At 72.6% G+C, this 17,932-nt stretch carries 13 protein-coding genes; 8 read left to right on the forward strand and 5 right to left on the reverse strand.

Going from position 1 to position 17,932, the window contains the following annotated elements:
* From ACZ6I1_RS01895 to ACZ6I1_RS01915, 5 genes are all read left to right on the forward strand, one after another.
* The coding region (locus tag ACZ6I1_RS01895) for an MFS transporter (RefSeq protein WP_469282022.1) at nt 1-843 on the forward strand (843 nt) is incomplete at its 5' end.
* 72 nt (nt 844-915) lie between these two features.
* A complete protein-coding gene (locus ACZ6I1_RS01900) occupies nt 916-1,791 on the forward strand; it encodes an alpha/beta hydrolase fold domain-containing protein (RefSeq protein WP_469282024.1) in 876 nt (291 codons plus the stop codon).
* Nucleotides 1,788-2,324: a hypothetical protein gene (locus tag ACZ6I1_RS01905; RefSeq protein WP_469282026.1), complete on the forward strand. Its 537-nt coding sequence runs from the start codon at nt 1,788-1,790 to the stop codon at nt 2,322-2,324. Before ACZ6I1_RS01900 ends, ACZ6I1_RS01905 begins: the two co-directional genes overlap by 4 nt.
* A gap of 13 nt (nt 2,325-2,337) precedes the next feature.
* Nucleotides 2,338-3,333 (forward strand): MsnO8 family LLM class oxidoreductase, encoded by a 996-nt coding sequence (locus ACZ6I1_RS01910; RefSeq protein ID WP_469282028.1) that lies wholly within the window; start codon nt 2,338-2,340, stop codon nt 3,331-3,333.
* Nucleotides 3,330-4,775: a glyceraldehyde-3-phosphate dehydrogenase gene (locus tag ACZ6I1_RS01915; protein ID WP_469282030.1), complete on the forward strand. Its 1,446-nt coding sequence runs from the start codon at nt 3,330-3,332 to the stop codon at nt 4,773-4,775. Before ACZ6I1_RS01910 ends, ACZ6I1_RS01915 begins: the two co-directional genes overlap by 4 nt.
* Before the next feature lie 83 nt (nt 4,776-4,858).
* Here the strand turns inward: ACZ6I1_RS01915 and ACZ6I1_RS01920 are convergent, their stop codons facing one another.
* Entirely contained in the window at nt 4,859-5,851 is a 993-nt protein-coding gene (locus ACZ6I1_RS01920) for an endonuclease/exonuclease/phosphatase family protein (protein ID WP_469282032.1), read from the reverse strand.
* 68 nt (nt 5,852-5,919) lie between these two features.
* Between ACZ6I1_RS01920 and ACZ6I1_RS01925 the strand changes: the two genes are divergently transcribed.
* The 3 genes from ACZ6I1_RS01925 (at nt 5,920) to ACZ6I1_RS01935 (ending at nt 10,927) form a co-directional block, all read left to right on the forward strand.
* Nucleotides 5,920-7,137 (forward strand): sensor histidine kinase, encoded by a 1,218-nt coding sequence (locus tag ACZ6I1_RS01925; protein WP_469282034.1) that lies wholly within the window; start codon nt 5,920-5,922, stop codon nt 7,135-7,137.
* A complete protein-coding gene (locus tag ACZ6I1_RS01930; protein WP_469282036.1) occupies nt 7,125-7,805 on the forward strand; it encodes a response regulator in 681 nt (226 codons plus the stop codon). Before ACZ6I1_RS01925 ends, ACZ6I1_RS01930 begins: the two co-directional genes overlap by 13 nt.
* A gap of 140 nt (nt 7,806-7,945) precedes the next feature.
* Nucleotides 7,946-10,927, forward strand: a complete 2,982-nt coding sequence (locus ACZ6I1_RS01935) for a helix-turn-helix transcriptional regulator (protein WP_469282038.1) — start codon at nt 7,946-7,948, stop codon at nt 10,925-10,927.
* Nucleotides 10,928-10,972: 45 nt separating this feature from the next.
* Here the strand turns inward: ACZ6I1_RS01935 and ACZ6I1_RS01940 are convergent, their stop codons facing one another.
* The 4 genes from ACZ6I1_RS01940 to katG all read right to left on the reverse strand — a co-directional run bounded on the left by ACZ6I1_RS01940 (nt 10,973) and on the right by katG (nt 17,904).
* Nucleotides 10,973-12,508, reverse strand: coding sequence for an ATP-binding cassette domain-containing protein (locus ACZ6I1_RS01940; protein ID WP_469282039.1), 1,536 nt, complete (start codon nt 12,506-12,508; stop codon nt 10,973-10,975).
* Complete coding sequence (gene lanKC / locus ACZ6I1_RS01945) at nt 12,505-15,207, reverse strand: class III lanthionine synthetase LanKC (protein ID WP_469282041.1); 2,703 nt, start codon at nt 15,205-15,207, stop codon at nt 12,505-12,507. The genes ACZ6I1_RS01940 and lanKC overlap by 4 nt, the downstream gene beginning before the upstream one ends.
* Nucleotides 15,208-15,316: 109 nt before the next feature.
* Entirely contained in the window at nt 15,317-15,427 is a 111-nt protein-coding gene (locus ACZ6I1_RS01950; RefSeq protein WP_362586987.1) for a class III lanthipeptide, read from the reverse strand.
* Between the two features lie 260 nt (nt 15,428-15,687).
* Nucleotides 15,688-17,904, reverse strand: coding sequence for a catalase/peroxidase HPI (gene katG, locus ACZ6I1_RS01955; RefSeq protein ID WP_469282043.1), 2,217 nt, complete (start codon nt 17,902-17,904; stop codon nt 15,688-15,690).
* Nucleotides 17,905-17,932: the final 28 nt, after the last annotated feature.

A 17,932-nucleotide genomic window follows, 5' to 3' on the forward strand; every position in this document is an offset into this window, starting at 1 on the left:
GCGGTGTTGCTGATCGCACCCGCCGTCATCAAGGAATCGCGTCCCACCACCCGCCCCAAGCTCGACCTGCCCGGCGCGACGGCGGTGACGCTGGGGCTGCTCGCGTTGATCTACGGGCTGACGCAGGCGGGTGAGCACGGCTGGGGCTCGGGATCGGCGCTGGGCTGGCTCGGCGCCGGTGCGGTCCTGCTGATCGTCTTCTACGCCGTCGAATCGAAGACCGCCGACCCGCTCGTACCCGTCAGCGTGCTGAAGAAGAAGACGGTGGCCTGGGGCAATGCGGCGGGTCTGATCGCCTTCCTGACGGAGACGAGCCTGGTCTTCCTGATGACGCTCTACCTCCAGGAAGTGCTGGACTTCTCGCCGCTCGCGGCGGGTCTGTCGTTCGGCGTCCTCGGCATCGGCACCGTGATCGGCGGTTCGATCGCGCCGCGGGTCATCGCCGCGACCAGTACGCGCTCCACGCTGATCGGGGGCGGTGTGCTCCAGGCGGTCGCGACGCTGAGCCTGATCGCGCTCGGCGAGACCTCGTCGAGCATGTGGCTGCTGCTGATCGCCACCTTCGCCGGTGGTGTCGGCAACATGCTCGTGATCGTCGGGTTCATGGTCACCGCCACCACCGGACTGCCCGACCACGAGCAGGGCATGGCGACCGGCCTGGCCACCATGACCCAGCAGATCGGCATCACCATGGGCACGCCGATCATGTCGGCGATCGCCGCGGCGAACACCGACATCCACGAGGGCATCACCACCGCGGTCATCGTCAACACCGCGATCGTCGTCCTCGGCACCCTCACCACCGCCCTCTTCCTGCGCCGCACCGAGCAGCCCGGCAACTAAGGCAACTCCGCCTTGTGACAGCCCCGCCGCGGCGGCGAACGTTGCCCCCAGGCACGGAGGAAGGAACCCCCGATGGCAACACCCACCCACTCGGCCGCCGGAAACAACCGTGTCGCGGTGCGCTGGGAGCAGGTCCGCATCCCCTCCCCGTCCGGCCCGGTCCTCGCCCGGGTGTACCGGCCGGGGGAGCCGGCACCGCACGGCTGGCTCGTGTGGGCCCACGGCGGCAGCTGGCGCGCCGGATCCGCCCAGGACTGGCACGGCGCGACCGCCGAACTCGCCCGGTTCTCCGGATTCGGCGTCGTGAGCGTCGACTACCGGCTGGCCCCCGAGGTCCGCCACCCGGCCATGGTCGAGGACGTCCTGTCCGCCCTCGACTGGGCCAGGGAGCGGGCCGGCGGCACCGTTCCCGTCGCCGCCGGCGGAGACAGTGCGGGAGCCACCCTGGCCGCCTGCGCCGCACTCGCCTGCCGCGACCGCGGCCTTCCCCTCGCGGCCCAGGTGCTCGCCTATCCGCCGCTGGACCCGGGCTGCACCGCGCCCTCGTACCACCGCTTCCCCGACATGTTCCCCACCGCGTCCTACCTGGCCTCGGCCTGGCGGGCCTACCAGGCCCCCGGCCGGCCCCGCGCCGCCGACGGCACCCGCCTCTACAGCACCCCCTTCGAGGCGGCCGGCCTGCAAGGCCTCGCCCCGGCCGTCCTCGCCACCGGCGACCTCGATCCCGTCGGCGACGACGTGCACCGCTACGCACGCCTCCTGCGTGCGGCCGGGGTGGAGGTCGCCCTGCGCGAGTTCCGCCAGACCGGTCACGGAGCCTTCCTGCACCCCGCACCAGGCCCGGCCGTACCCGGCGCACACGCCCCCGTGACCCTGCGCGGCTGGCTCGGACTGGCCCTGCACCTGCTCACCACCGAACGCCCCGACGAACCCCTGGAGCCGGCATGACCGCCCCCGCCCACCCCACGTCCCCCGTCCCCCACCTCGACGCCCTGCTGCGGCACTTCGCCGACCTGCGCGACGGCGTCCACGGCGGCGCCGCCACCCGCCCCGGCAAGGAGGAGCACTTCCGTACCGCCACGCGCCTCCTGGACCCGTACGCCCGCCAGGCCCTGAGCGAACTGAACGACGAACTCCTCCTCGGACAGGGCGTGGTGGACGCCACCGGCGTCGAGCGCGCCGAAGACGGCAGCCTCTTCCACGCCTGGACCCTGTGGTGGGACGAGCAGTCGGCCGCCGACATCCCGCCGGTCACCCTGTACGCGCACTACGGCGCCTCCTTCCACCACCCGCACCTGCGCGGGGCGACCGTCTCCGAATGGCCGCTCAACGTCTTCGACGACGCCCAGGCCGCCGCCGAACTGCCCACGCTGCGCGCCATCGCCGCCGCCGACCTGCACAACCTGGTCTTCGAACGGGACTTCAGGATCGTCCCCGCGACCATGGCCGGCGCCTCCGGCATCCCGGCCCACCAGCACTGAAAGGCCACGCACCATGACCAACCCGCGACTGTCCGTACTGGACCAGACCCCGGTCGGTGAGGACCACACCCCGGACCAGGCCGTGCGCGCCTCCGTGGAGCTCGCCCGCGCCGCGGAAGACCTCGGATACACCCGCTACTGGGTCGCCGAACACCACGGCTCCCCGGGCTTCGGGGGCAGCGCGCCGGAGATCCTCGCCGGGGCCGTGCTCGCCCGCACCTCGCGGATGCGGGTGGGTACGGGCGGCGTGCTGCTGCCCCGCTACCACCCGGCGAAGGTCGCCGAGGTCTTCGGCGTCCTCGCCTCCCTCCATCCCGGACGCGTCGACCTGGGGATCGGCCGGGCCGGCGGCCCCGCGCACGATTTCTCCCAGCGGCTGGCGGACCTGCGCGCGCTGCTGGGCGAGGGCGGCGTCGTCCCGCACGCGCCGGTCCCGCCGCAGATGTGGCTGCTGGGCGCGGGACGCGAGTCGGCCCGCCTGGCCGGACGGCTGGGCACCGAGTTCGCGTTCGGGCACTTCTTCTCCCCGGCCGGCGGCCCGGCCGCCTTCGAGGAGTACCGCGCCGCGTACCGGGCCGCCACCGGCCACCGCGCGGGCGGGGCACTCGCCGTACGCGTGGTGACCGCGGACAGCGCCGGCCGGGCCGAGGAGCTGGCACAGAGCCTGCTGCTGTGGCGCGCCCGCAAGGACCTCGGGCACGACCGTCCGCTGCCGTCGTACGAGACCACGCGGCGCCACCGCTGGACGGGCGCGGAGCTGGAGCGGGCCAAGGTGCACCGGACGGCTCTGGTCTCCGGGGCGCCCGAGCAGGTGCACGCCGCGCTGACGGCGCTGGCCGCGACCCACGGGGTGGACGAGCTGGTCATCAACACCCTGACACCCGACCCGGCCGACCGGCAGCGCTCGTACGAACTGCTGGCCGAGGCGTTCGACCTCCCCCGCTTGATGGGCCAAACGGGGGACGGGTTAGCATATGAGCGCCGCCTAGCTCGAAAGATAAACCTGTGACTGTCAATGATGACTCGTTCACCAACTGGAAGAACCGCGAGGAGATCGCGGAGTCGATGATCCCGATCATCGGGAAGCTGCACCGGGAGCGGGACGTCACCGTTCTGCTCCACAGCCGCTCCTTGGTGAACAAATCGGTGGTGAGCATCCTCAAGACCCACCGCTTCGCCCGGCAGATCGACGGCGAGGAGCTGTCGGTCACCGAGACGATGCCGTTCCTCCAGGCCCTCGCCGCCCTCGACCTCGGCCCGTCCCAGATCGACATCGGCATGCTGGCCGCCACCTACAAGACCGACGACCGCGGTCTCTCGGTCGCCGATTTCACCGCCGAGGCGGTCATCGGTGCCACGGGTGAGAACAAGCTCGAGCGCGGCGACGGCCGCGACGTCGTCCTCTACGGCTTCGGCCGCATCGGCCGCCTCGTCGCCCGCCTGCTGATCGAGAAGGCCGGATCCGGCAACGGCCTGCGGCTGCGCGCCATCGTCGTCCGCCAGGGCGGCGACCAGGACATCGTCAAGCGCGCCTCGCTGCTGCGCCGCGACTCGATCCACGGCCAGTTCCAGGGCACGATCACCGTGGACGAGGCGAACAGCACGATCATCGCCAACGGCAACGCGATCCGGGTGATCTACGCGAACGACCCCTCCGAGGTCGACTACACCGCGTACGGCATCCAGGACGCCATCCTCATCGACAACACGGGCAAGTGGCGCGACCGCGAGGGCCTCTCCAAGCACCTGCGCCCCGGCATCGACAAGGTCGTCCTGACGGCTCCGGGCAAGGGCGACGTCCCGAACATCGTCCACGGCGTCAACCACGACACGATCAAGCCCGACGAGCAGATCCTGTCCTGCGCCTCCTGCACCACGAACGCGATCGTCCCGCCGCTGAAGGCCATGGACGACGAGTACGGCGTGCTGCGCGGCCACGTGGAGACCGTCCACTCGTTCACGAACGACCAGAACCTGCTGGACAACTACCACAAGGCCGACCGCCGCGGCCGTTCCGCGCCGCTCAACATGGTCATCACCGAGACCGGTGCGGCCTCCGCCGTCGCCAAGGCGCTGCCCGACCTCAAGGCGCCGATCACGGGCAGCTCGATCCGCGTCCCCGTCCCGGACGTCTCGATCGCCATCCTGAGCCTGCGCCTGGGCCGCGAGACCACCCGCGAGGAGGTCCTGGACTACCTCCGCGACGTCTCGCTGCACTCGCCGCTGAAGCGCCAGATCGACTTCACCACCGCGCCCGACGCCGTCTCCATGGACTTCGTCGGCTCCCGGCACGCCTCGATCGTCGACGCGGGCGCCACCAAGGTCGACGGCGACAACGCCATCCTCTACCTCTGGTACGACAACGAGTTCGGCTACTCCTGCCAGGTCATCCGCGTCGTCCAGCACGTGTCCGGGGTGGAGTACCCGACCTTCCCGGTCCCGGCGGCCTGACCCTTCCGGTCCCACACGCAGCCGCACCCCGTCCCGGTCCTCCGGGGCGGGGTGCCGCCGTATCCGCCGAGGGGCCGCGGGGGTCAGAAGTCGAGGACCACCCAGGCGGGGTCGTGGTCCGACCCGTCTCCGGCGTGCCGGGTGCGCCGGTCGATGTGGGAGCTCTTGAGCCGCGGCACGAGGCTGCGGCTGAGCCAGATCTGATCGAAGAGCTCGTACTTCGCCGGCTGGTGCGCCTCCTTGAACCGGTGGGTCCAGGACCCGGACGCGGGCGGCGGCGGATCGTCGGGCTTGGGCGGGCGGGTCTCCGTCGGGTGTGCGAGGGCCTCCTCGAGCTCGACCTGCGGGGTCGGGGCGGCCAGCGCGGCGAGCGTGGGCGACTTCGGGGTGTCGTTCATGTCGCCCAGCAGGACGAACCGTCCGTCGGGGCGGGTGCGGGCCGCGAGGATCCGGGCGATGGCCTCCGCCTGAAGGGTCCGGAGGTGGTCGTTGTCGATCTTGCCCTGGACCGGGTCCTTCGTGTGGTCGACGAACTGGCTCTTGAGGTGGTTGTTGAAGACCGTCAGCAGAAGGCGGTCCGGGTCGCGCGGATCGAGGATTTCCACTTCCAGCAGGTCCCGGCTGAACACCCGCTCGCCGGGCAGCTCGGGACGGGGCGCGTGCTGCCACGAGGTGACCGCCCCCATCGGGAACTTGGAGAGCACGGCGAGGTCGATCAGCCGGGGATCGTTGCCTTCGATCAGCGACAGGAACGGGTAGGCCCTGCGCAGGCTCCGGGCCACGAAGAAGCGCAGCGTGTCGATGTCCTCGACCTCCTGAACGGCCAGGACGTCCAGGTCCATCCCGATGATCCGCCGGGCGAGCATCTCCTGCTCCTCGGGGCTGATGCCCTTGACGAGCCGCCCCTTGTACGTGCGGATGCGGAACTGCTCGGGGTCCTTGAACACGTAGCTGGAGGTCAGCCGGCCGTCGTCCTGGCCCTCGCCCCGGCGCTCGTCTCCGCTCGGCAGGATCTCCTGTATCTCGGCTCTGAAGTTGAACCGCGAGAACAGGTTGTTGAGGTTGAACGTTCCCACTCGCCGCCTGACCCCCCGCCGCCGTGGCCGGATGCGGACCTTGACATGGACCTGCTGGGGCAAGATACGTGCCAGCAGCGATGATCATGGGCGGGGTGGTGTGGTCGGTGGCGTTCTTGTCGATACGGCGATTACGGGCACTGCGCAGGACGTCGGGGGTCGGGTCGGGGCTGCAGCGCGCCCAGTCCTTCATGATCCTCACCACCCTGCTCTACCGGGCGAGCCATCTGACGGTCGGCGTCCTCGCGGTGGCCCAGCGCCGGCACGACCTTCCGCTGCAGTACGCCGGGATCGCCGTCGCCCTGGGGCTGAGCGCGCTGAGCTACGGAGCGGCCCTGCGGCGCGGCTGGTTCGACCGGCGGCACGTCTGGGCGGACGTCCTGGTCACCGGGTGCCTGCTGCCGTTCGTCCTCATCGCGTGGGGCGGGGTGCGGGAGCCCGCCCTGCTCGGCTGGGCGATGCTGCTCGGCGGATCGGCGAGCGCCGCCGCGGCCATCGCCCTCGAACGGTTCCACGTCCTCGCCGCGGTCGCGCTCCTCGTGGTCACCCACCTCATCGGCTACCGGATGGTGGGCGCGAGCCCCGCGGTCCTCGGCGGCCACGTCAACTCACTGCTGTCGTCGGCCGTGATGGCCTGGGTCATGTGGTGGTACCTGCGCCGCCAAGGACGCCTCCTCGACGACGCCACCGCCCGTGCGCTGGCCGCCGAGGCGCACAAGGCGCGCTACGCCGAACGCCTGGAACACCACCGGGCGCTGCACGACACCGTGCTGGCCACGCTGACCACCCTCGCGGCCGGCGGGATCGACGCCAACGCGCCCCGGGTGCGCGAGCGCTGCGCCCGCGAGGCCGCGTACCTGCGGCGGCTGATCCAGCAGACCGCCGACGAGGTCCACCACCGGGAGATCGGCGAGGCCCTGGAGGAGGCGGTGGGCTCCGTGGAGAGCCTCCAGCTGCGGGTCACCGCCCAGTACCACGACCTGCCGAAGGTGCCCCCCGAGGTCGCCGCCGCCTTCGCGGACGCCGCGCGCGAGGCCCTGAACAACGTACGGCGGCACGCGGGCACCGGACACGCCTACCTGACCGCCACCGGGGACACCGACGGGCGGGGCGGAGCCGTCGTCACCGTCGTCGACCGGGGGCCCGGGTTCGACCCCGAGCGGTACGTGCCCGGCCTCGGCTTGCGCGGTTCGGTCCGCGAGCGGATGGAGGAGGTGGGCGGCCTGGCGACCATCGACACCGCCCCCGGCGAGGGAGTGCGGGTGGAGCTGAGATGGCCCAGGTGACCACGGTCGCGGTCGTCGACGACGACCGGATGCTCCTCGACGGCATGCGGGCGTGGCTGGGCGGAGTCCCGGAGCTGCGGGTGGTGGCGACCGCCGCCACGGTGGGGGAGCTGCTCGGCGCCGCCGCATCGGCGGCGGAACTCCCTTACGGGACGGGCCCGTCGGCGTACGCGGCGCCCGACGTCGTCCTCCTCGACCTCGTCCTGAAGGACGGCTCCGCCCCCGCCGACAACATCCGGCGCCTGCTGCGGTCCGGCAGCCGCGTCCTGATGATCAGCACCGTCCCGGACCGCTCCCGGATCATCGAAGCGCTCCGGGCCGGCGCGGACGGCTACCTGACCAAGGACAACGACCTGCCGACGCTGGTCGCCGCCGTCCAGGACATCGCGGCCGGGCGCAGCGCCCACTCCGCGGAACTCGCCTTCGCCTGCGCGCACGACACCGGCCCCGCCCGTCCCCGGCTCTCGCCCCGCGAGCGGCAGGTCCTGCTGGACTACGCGTCCGGGATGACCCTGAAGTCCGCCGCCCGGCGCGCGGGCATCACGGTCCACACGGCCAAGGACTACCTGGACCGGGTCAAGGCCAAGTACCAGCAGGCGGGCCGCCCCACCTACACCAAGCTCGACCTCGCCCGGCGGGTGCGCGAGGACAGCCTCGACGGCAGCTGACCACCCCGCGCAAGCCCCCCAAACGGACGGCTACAGGCGGCGGTCCCCGCCTTCGTATCGTCGGCACCGGCGACGACCTCGCCGCCGCTCGCTCCGCCAGGCGACCGCACTTCCGCTTCCCCGCGCACCAGGAGAGGCAGATGACACAGCTGTACGAACGCACCACCACGGGCATCGACGGCGGGCACCCCGCACCGAGCGGCCCCGGCGAACTCATCGGCAGGCACGCCGAGACGGAGCGGCTCCGGGCCGCTCTGGACGCCGCCCGCTCAGGGCGGGGCAGCGCGATCTACGTCACCGGCGAGCCCGGCATCGGCAAGACCCGGCTCGCCGCCGAAGCCGTGGCCATGTCCGCCGCAGCGGGCATGGCCACGGCGCAGGGCCGCGCCGGCACGATGGGCCCGGTCGTCCCGTACCGGCCGCTGGTCGAAGCGCTGCTCCTGATGTCCCGCGCCGGCCTGCTGCCGGACCCGGACGAGCTCGGCCGCTACGGGCCGGTCCTCGGCCACCTGCTGAGCGGCACCCCGGGCCCGCGGGCCGGCGCCGTGTCACCCCTCGTGGTCGCCGAGACGGTCCTGCGCCTGATCGCCGTTGCCGGACGGCAGCGCGGCTGCCTGCTCGTCCTCGACGACCTGCACGATGCCGACGCGGGGACGCTGGCGGTCGTCGAGTACCTCCTGGACCACATCGGCCACCAGCCGGCCGTTCTGCTGCTCCTCGTGGGACGCGAACCCGGCGCGGCGAGCGAACTCGCCGCGCGGGCCCGCCAGCGCGGCGCCGCGACCGTACTCGACCTGCGCCCCCTCGGCCGCCCCGACGTGCACCGCCTCCTCGCGGCCGAGCTCGGGACCGCCCCGTCCGAGGTGGGCCCCGAGCTCGTGCAGCGGGCGGCGGCCTGCGGCGCGGGGATCCCGTTCCTGGTCAAGGAACTGGCCCGCGACCTCGCACCCCGCGACCTCGCACCCCGCGACCTCGCCGGCCGCGCCCCCGGCGACGACCGGCCGCCGTCCGTGCCCGCCGCCGTCGTGGACAGCATCAGACGCAGGGCCGGCAGGCTCGGCCCGCTCGCCGCGGAACTCCTCGGCATGGCCGCCCTGTTCGGCGAACGGTTCCCCCTGCCGGTGCTCCAGCACGCCACCGGCTGCGACCCCGCGCAGCTGTCCGCGATCCTGCGCGCCGGGGTCGCCGGGTGCCTCATCGTGCCCGACGCGTCGAGCCCACAGTGGTACGCGTTCCGCCACCGGCTGGCCGCCGAGGCCCTGCTCGCCGACCTCGGACCGGGCGAGCGCGCCGGACACGCCCGGCGGGCGGTGCGCGCCCTGGCCGACCTGCACCCCGGGCTGCCCGGACCCTGGTGCGCGCAGGCCGCGCAGCTCCACGGGCACACCGGCGACACCCCGGAGGCCATCCGCCTGTACTGCGAGGCGGCGGGCCGGGCGATGACCGAGGGCGCGGTGGACGGGGCGGTGGACCGGGCGGTGCGGCTGCTGACCCGGGCGCACGGTCTCGTCGACGCCGGGACCCCGCCCGAACTGCACGCCACCGTACTGGAGCAGCTGCTGGACGCCGTCACCTGCGCGGCCCGCTTCGACCACCTGCCCGCGCTGGCCACCAGCCTGGAAGCGCTGGGCGGCGACCACGGGGTACCCGCCGGACGCCGGGCCGGGCTGCACGCACGGCTGGCCCGGATCGCCACCCTGAACGGCCGGTCCGCGGAAGCCCTCCGGCAACTGGACGTCGCCCGCTGGCTGCTCAGCGGCCCCGGGGACCACCCGGACCCGGCCCACGCCGCCCTCGTGGACCTCGCCGCGGCCCACGTGGAGCTGTCCCGGTGCGCCCCCGACCGGCTGGCCGCCTCCGCCGGGTTCGCCCGCCGGGCGGCGGACGCGGCCCGGCAGGCCGGCCTGCCCGCGGTGGCCTGCGAGGCACTGCTGGTGCTCGGCCGGCTCGCCGCGGAACGGGACGAGCCGGCCGCGCTGGCACACCTCGCGCAGGCCTGCGCCCTCGCCCACGAGCACCGGCTCCCCGTCCTGCGGGTGTCCGCCGAGGTGGAGCTCGCCCGGATCGCCGCCCGGCGCGACGGCGAGCCGGCCCGGATCGAACGGGCCCGGCAGGAGGCCCTGCGCATCGGCGTACTGCCGCTCGCCCACGAAAGCTGCTTCGACCTCGCCCTGGACCGGATCCGGCGCTGCGAGTTCCAGGCCGCCCGCGACCTCATCCGTACGGGCACCGCCGACGCGGCCCGGCTGGGACCGGGCCGGGCGCTGTCCCTGCTCCGGCTCGCCGACGCGGTGCGCTGCGCCCACCAGGGCCGGCGCGCCGAGATGCAGGAGGCACTGGAGGCACTGGCACCGCTCGTCGATGACGCGCCGGGCGTACGGTCGATGGCGTACGGGCTGGCCCGGGCGTTCTGTTCCCTGCTCGAGGAGCGGCACGACGCCGCCGAGCAGGAGTTCGCGCAGGCACTCGCCTACGACGCGGAGAATCCGGCGACCGGAGAGTTCGGCAGACACGGCGTCATCCTGCTGCTCGGCGTGCTCGCCGGGCGCATGGGCCGGCGCCACCACGCCGACATCGCGGAGACGGGCACCGGCGCCGCCCGCTGGAACCGCCCGTTCGTCGGGCTGGCGCACGCCGTGCTCCTTGGCCGTGAGGGCCGCCCCGGCGAGGCCACGGCAGCCGCACGTGCGGCCCTGCACGCGGCCGAGCCCTACCCCGTGGCCCGCCACCTGGCGGTCCGGCTGGTCGCCAGGTCGGCGTACGCGGACGGCTGGGGCGCCCCGGCCGACTGGCTGCGCGAGGCGGAGGAGTACTTCCACGGGGCCGGGCTGCAGGCGGTCGCCGGAGCCTGCCGGGCCCTGCTCCGGGGGATGGGCGCGCCCGTCCGGCAGCGGCGTACGGGCACCGAACAGGTGCCGCCGGTCCTGCGCCGGTGCGGCATCACCGTCCGCGAGTTCGAGGTGGCCCGGCTGCTCGCCGAGCGGATCGGCAACAAGGACATCGCCGGCCTGCTGCACATCTCGCCGCGCACCGTCGAGAAGCACGTGGCGAGCCTCCTGCAGAAGACCGGCCACCCCAACCGGTCGGCGTTCGCCTTCGCCGCCCGCGAGCTGGTGCTGTGACCGGTGCGGGCGCGAGTGCGGTGCGGGTGCGGGTGTGGAGTCGGTCTACGCCCGGCCGGTACGGGACAGGGCGCCGGCCGGGGCCAAGGTCACCACGCGGTCGAAGCGGCCGTCGAGGTCCTCGTCCCCGTGGTGCACGACGAGGAGGGCGCGGCCCGCGGTCCGCTCGCGCAGGATCCGCAGCACCAGGTCCCTGCCCTCCCCGTCGAGGTTCGAGAACGGCTCGTCGGCGAGGTACGCGTCCGCGTCCTCGCACAGCAGCGCGGCGACTCCGACCCGCTGCCGCTGGCCGGACGAAAGCTCCGAGGGCAGCTGGTCGGCCAGGCCGTCCAGGTCCATGGCCGTGCGCAGCCGCGCGTCGGCGACGAGTTCGCGTACCGGCAGCGGGGGCAGGTTCACCGGGGCGGTCAGGCTCGCCACCCGGGCCGGCAGGGTGACCGTACCGGTGTCGGGGGCCAGCGTCCCGGAGATGATGTGCAGGAGCGTGCTCTTCCCGCAGCCGTTGGGGCCGCGCAGCAGTACGTGCTCGGCCGCGCCCAGCGTGAAGTCCTCGATCGACACGCCGGCGCCGTCCCCGTACCCGACCCGGGCCCCGCGGACCAGGACCAGGGAACCCTCCTCGTGGTACGGCGCCTCCTCGCTCTCGCGCAGGGCCTGGATCCGCTTGAGCACGGCGGTGCTCCGGCGGGCCTGCGGAATCATGTTGACCAGGTCGAAGATCCCGGTGACCGCCCGCCACAGGGAGTTCACGAAGGCGAGGAAGCTGCCGAACGACATCCTGCCCGAGAAGACGAAGAACGCTCCGATGACCATCGACGCGGTGTCCGACAGGTTCATCACCAGGTCGCTGAGGGTCTTCTGCCGCAACGACAGCCGGTAGTTGACGAACCTGATGCCGAGGAACCCGCCCAGCGCGTCCTGGTTCGCCGCGCGGGTGCCGGGCAGCAGCGACGGCAGACCGCGGAGCGCGTGGAAGGCCTCGAGGGTCCGGGTCAGCCTGTTGATGTACCGCGCCTCCGCCTCGCGTTCGGGCTCGGTGTTGTCCTCGATGCGCTTGGCCAGCCGGTTGCTGACGAGCACCAGCGGCGGCACGATCACCAGCAGGATGAGGCTGGCCTGCCAGGACAGGTACAGCAGCACGCCGAGGAAGACGAGCGAGGCGACCGCCTGCCGTGCGATGCGGATGCAGACGTCCACGGCCGGCAGCACGCCCTCGGCGACGTCGTTGTGGATGCGGCTGACGTAGGAGGCGTTGCCCGCCGCCGATATCGTCCGGCTGTCCTGGCCGAGGGTGCGCCCCAGCAGCTCCGTCTCCAGCACCAGCGTGAACGCGTTCTCGCACCGCTTGCGCCACGCGGAGACCCCGTACCCCGCGAGGTTCAGGCTCAGGCCGAGCACCAGGTAACCGCAGCCGAGGACGAGGAACCTGTGGAAGTCCGCGGCCAGGATCGCCTGGTCGAACAGGGCCTTGAGCAGGAGCGGGTGCAGCAGGGCCTCGAGCCCGCCCATGGTCGCCTCGGCGGCCGTGATCACGACGAACCGGGCCCGGTGACCGCTCAGCGTGAGCCACAACTGGTTCACCGCGCGGCCTCGTCCAGCAGGAAGTCGGCCGTGCCACCGCCGTTCACGCGGTGCAGCACCCGCAGCACGCCCGCCGACCCCGTCAGGTAGTCGCAGGAGCAGCGCAGCAGTCCCTCGCCGGGCACGCCCAGCGGGGTCACCCCGTCCCGGCGCGGCACTCCGAAGCGCTCGGCGGGCTCGAACAGGAACACTTTCCGGACGAAATCGAGCTGCCGCAGCGCGGTGTCGCGGTAGGTGCGGTCACCGGTGAACTCGGCGGCGTCCAGCAGCGCGTCGGCGACCCCGCTCATGCCGAAGGCGTACCCCGGCAGCACCGAGTGCCGGGCGTCCAGCCCGCGCAGCACGGTCCGTGCCGAGTCCAGGTCCCCGTAGCGCAGCAGCACCTGGGCCACGCCCGCGGAGCCCACCTCGACGTACGGCTCCATCGTCCCTTCGTGCTCGAACATGACAGGGCTGTCGGCGGCGTCGGGGTCCAGGGGCTTGGCATGGGCCATCTCCCAGGCGAGCGCGGCCCGCCCGAGCCGCAGGCAGCGGTCGTCGCCGGCGACCTGGTGCATCCGCAACAGGAACAGGGCCACACCGGCCTGGCCGAAGCCGAGGCCGGTCAACGGCCCCTTGGACGAGAACTCGTTCAGCCAGTAGGCGTGCCGGCCGTCGCGCTGCGCGGCGTCGCACAGCACGCGCGCGCACTCCTGCGCGGCGGCGAGATCGCGCGGATCGTGCCCGCGCAGGAAGAAGCGCAGGTTCGTCATGCCCAGCCCGGCGAGGCCGTAGTAAAAGGTGTGGTCGCCGGTCTCGGGTGCGCGCCGGTTGGCCTGGGCCAGCAGCCCCCTGGCCTGGGTCCGCAGCCCGAGCGAGTCCGCGGCCCAGGCGATGCCGGCCAGGCCGCTCATGAGTCCGTCCGGGTACTCCTCCACGTCGATGCCGGCCAGCTTGTCGCTCAGCCAGCCGCGCCATTCGGGGCGGATCGGGATGCCGGAGGCGTTCAGTGACCACAGGACGCCGCTGGCCCCGAAGCCCAGGCTCAGCGGGTTGGTGACGTGGGCGAACGGGTCCACGGGGAAGAGCGTCGCCCGGTCGGGGTCGGCGACGGCCTCGACGAACGCGGCCACCCCGGCCTCGGCCTCCGCGAGCCCGAGCCGCTCCTCGACGACCGGCCGCGGCGGCGCGGCCTCGACCCGGGCGATCAGGTCCGCCTCGGATTCCAGGGCCTCGAGCACCTCGGTGAGGGTGATCCGCGCATGGGCCAGGTCGGTGAGCAGTTCGTGGATCCGCTCCGGCCAGCCCAGGGAGTCGGTGAAGATCCGGTAGGTGTCCAGGACGTCCTCGCGTACGTACGACATGGCGGCGATCGGGAAGATGAAGTAGGCCATGGTGTTCGCCAGGCCGTACAGGTCGCCCTCGGGTCCGGATGCCTCGAAGCGGCTCCGGGAGAGGCTGAACCCCGGGGTGAACAGCTCGACCGGCTTCTCCAGCGCCGCGTCGCCGCTCCCGTCCTCGGCCCCGCCCCCGGCCAGCCGGCACGCCTCCAGGTCGACGACGGTCACCTCGTGGGTGTCGGTGTCGATGAGCAGGTTCGCGGGGGTGAAGTCGCCCAGGATCACCTGGCGTTCGTGGGCGGCCCGGATCGCGCGGGCCAGTCCGCGGAACACGGCAATGAAGATCTTCAGGAACTCCCGCGAGCGTTCGATGTCGAACTCGGGCCGTGCGAGCGGGTTGCGTACGAGCAGCACCGAGCGGACGTCGGAGCCCTCGATGAACTCCATGGCGATGTAGTGGTGTTCCCAGTGCCGGAACGCGGCGACCGGCTCCGGGTACGAGCCGGCGCCGGCCAGCCGGTTCAGGAACCTCCACTCCCGGGCGAGGATGTCCACGGCGTCGTGGTCCTGGCGCGGGTTGATGTTGGTGTGCGGGCGGGCCTCCTTGAGGACCACCTTCCGGTCGCCGTCGGCGGTGTCCTCGGCCGTGTACACCCCGCCGCTGTTGGAGAACTGGAGGGCCCCGGTCACCCGGAAGCGGCCGCCCAGCAGGCCGTCCCCCTCGTCCTCGTCGGCGGGCTTCCAGTCGGCGAACGGCCACGGCACCCACCACGGCTGGGCGTACCCGGGCTGCCGGTCGTCGGGGACGGGCCCGTCCGGGCCGAGGATGTGCGGCACCCGCCGCCCGAGGACGTCGACGGCGTGCGTGTCGAGGAACTGGCCGTAGCGGAAGTAGAGCGCCTTGCTGTCCCGGTAGCGCAGGTCCGACAGGACGTAGGCGCCCTCGACGCCCTCCAGGACGCGGGCCAGGTCGGCCAGGCAGGTCCTGAACTCCTCGTCGTCGCGCGGGTAGACGGTGACCAGCTTGCCGCCGCTGCCCCGGGACATGGCCTTCGAGTTGAGCATCTCGAAGATGTTCAGGTCCAGAGCGATCTTGAAGTCGATCTCGTGCGCCGTCAGATGGGCGATCACCGAGGCGGCGACCTCACGCACGGCGCCCTGGCTCGCCGAGACGTGGATCTTCCAGCCCTGCGCCGGCAGGTCCGGGTTGTGCCGGTGGCTCCACCAGATGCCGCTGCGCACGAACCGCGCCCGCACCTGCTCGTCGAGCCCGGCGAGGAAGTGGTCCGCCCTCGGCTCGTAGAAGACGTCGAGCGGGTCGAAGAACAGCGTGTCGTCCCACGCGAAGAGGAACCGGTAGACCCATCGTTCGTTGCGCATGTCCGCCTCTGTGATCGTCCGGGGGCCGCGGCCGGCAGCGGCCGGGAGAAACGGAAACGGCGATCCGTACGGGGACACAGCGCGTCCCGGCACGGATCGCCGTCGGGGGTTACACCGGCTTGGTGGAGCAGCAGGTGCTGCTGCTGCTCGTCAGGCTGATGACGGCAGCGCTGTTGTTCGTCGCCACGGGCTGCAGGTTCTGGAGCTTGAGTACGCTCATCGAAGTCACCTCCTCGGAGGTCGGGTCGAGTGGTCTTCAGTCGCCGTACGGGCCGATCGGCATGCCCGAGTCAACGCCACCCGCCCCGCCCGCACATGGGAGCTGTCCACCCGCTATTCCCGCCCGCCGCCCCCAGGAACGGGCCGCCCGGACGGGGCCCAAATGGTGGTGGGCCGCACGGGGGCGGCCCACTGGGGAAGTACCGGGGTACGGAAAAACGTCCGGGCCGGCCCCCGGAGGGGCCGGCCCGGACGCCGGGATCAGACCAGGTCGAACCGGTCGAGGTTCATGACCTTGTTCCACGCGGCGACGAAGTCCTTCACGAACTTCTCCTTCGCGTCGTCGCTCGCGTAGACCTCCGCGAGCGCGCGCAGCTCGGAGTTCGAGCCGAAGACGAGGTCGGCACGGGTACCGGTCCACTTGAGCGCGCCGGAGGCGTCACGGCCCTCGAACTCGTCCTGCGCCGAGGACGTCGACTTCCAGGTCGTCCCCATGTCGAGCAGGTTGACGAAGAAGTCGTTGGACAGCGTGCCCGGCTTGTCCGTGAAGACGCCGTGCTTCGACCCGGCGTGGTTGGCGCCCAGGACCCGCAGACCACCGACGAGCACGGTCATCTCGGGCGCGCTGACCGTCAGCAGGTTCGCCTTGTCGGTCAGCAGGAACTCGGCCGGCAGGCGGTTGCCCTTGCCGACGTAGTTGCGGAAGCCGTCGGCGGCCGGCTCGAGCGCGGCGAAGGACTCGATGTCCGTCTGCTCCTGGGAGGCGTCGACCCGGCCCGGGGTGAACGGCACCTCGATCTCGACGCCGCCGTCCTTGGCGGCCCTCTCGACGGCCGCGGAGCCCGCGAGCACGATCAGGTCGGCCAGCGAGACCTGCTTGCCGCCCGCGGCGTTGAAGGAGGCCTGGATGCCCTCGAGGGTGCGCAGCACCTGCGCGAGGTCGTCCGGGTTGTTGACCTCCCAGGTGCGCTGCGGCTCCAGGCGGATGCGGGCACCGTTGGCGCCGCCGCGCTTGTCGCTGCCGCGGAAGGAGGAGGCGGAGGCCCAGGCCGCGGAGACCAGCTGCGCGGTGGTGAGGTCGGAGCCGAGGATCTGCTCCTTGAGGGAGGCGATGTCCGCGGCGTCGACGAGCTCGCCCTCGCGCGCCGGCAGCGGGTCCTGCCACAGCAGCGTCTCGGAGGGGACCTCCGGGCCGAGGTAGCGGACGATCGGACCCATGTCGCGGTGCGTCAGCTTGTACCAGGCGCGGGCGAAGGCGTCCGCGAACTGGTCGGGGTTCTCGTAGAAGCGCCGCGAGATCTGCTCGTAGACCGGGTCGAAGCGCAGCGACAGGTCGGTGGTGAGCATCATCGGGAGGTGCTTCTTCGACGCGTCGTGGGCGTCGGGGATGATCGCCTCGGCGTCCTTGGCCACCCACTGGTGGGCGCCGGCCGGGCTCTGGGTGAGCTCGTACTCGTACTCGAAGAGGTTCTTGAAGAAGCCCTGGCCCCACTGGGTGGGGGTGCTGGTCCAGGTGACCTCGAGACCGCTGGTGATCGTGTCGGCGCCCTTGCCGGTGCCGTACGTGTTCGCCCAGCCGAAGCCCTGGGCCTCGAGCGGGGCGGCCTCGGGGTCGGCGCCGACGTTGTCGGCCGGGCCCGCGCCGTGGGTCTTGCCGAAGGTGTGGCCGCCGGCGATGAGGGCGACGGTCTCCTCGTCGTTCATCGCCATCCGGCGGAACGTCTCGCGGATGTCGCGGGCCGCGGCTATCGGGTCCGGGTTGCCGTTGGGGCCCTCCGGGTTGACGTAGATCAGGCCCATCTGGACCGCGCCGAGCGGGTTCTCCAGCTCACGGTCGCCGGTGTAGCGCTGGTCGTCGAGCCAGGTGGTCTCGGGGCCCCAGTACACGTCCTCGTCGGCCTCCCAGACGTCGGCGCGGCCGCCGGCGAAGCCGAAGGTCTTGAAGCCCATCGTCTCCAGGGCGACGTTGCCGGTGAGGATCATGAGGTCGGCCCAGGAGATGGACTGGCCGTACTTCTGCTTGACCGGCCACAGCAGACGGCGGGCCTTGTCCAGGTTGCCGTTGTCCGGCCACGAGTTCAGGGGGGCGAAGCGCTGCTGGCCGGCGCCCGCGCCGCCGCGGCCGTCGCTGATGCGGTACGTGCCCGCGCTGTGCCAGGCCATGCGGACCATGAGCGGGCCGTAGTGGCCGAAGTCCGCCGGCCACCAGTCCTGCGAGGTGGTGAGCACCTCGGCGATGTCACGCTTCACCGCCGCGAGGTCCAGGGCCTCGAACGCGGCCGCGTAGTCGAACTCCTCACCCAGGGGATTGGCCACGGCGGGGTTCTTGGCGAGGATCTTCAGGTTGAGCCGCTCGGGCCACCACTGGCGGTTTCCGCCGCCCTGGGTGGGGTGCGGGGCGCGCCCGTGCGCGACGGGGCAGCCACCTCCGCCCTCCGTTTTGGCGTCTACGACGATTGCATCGTGGTTCTCAGACATGGGAATCCTTCCGGACCAGGCGGATCGC

It is taken from the genome of Streptomyces sp. NPDC046303 (assembly GCF_055588085.1).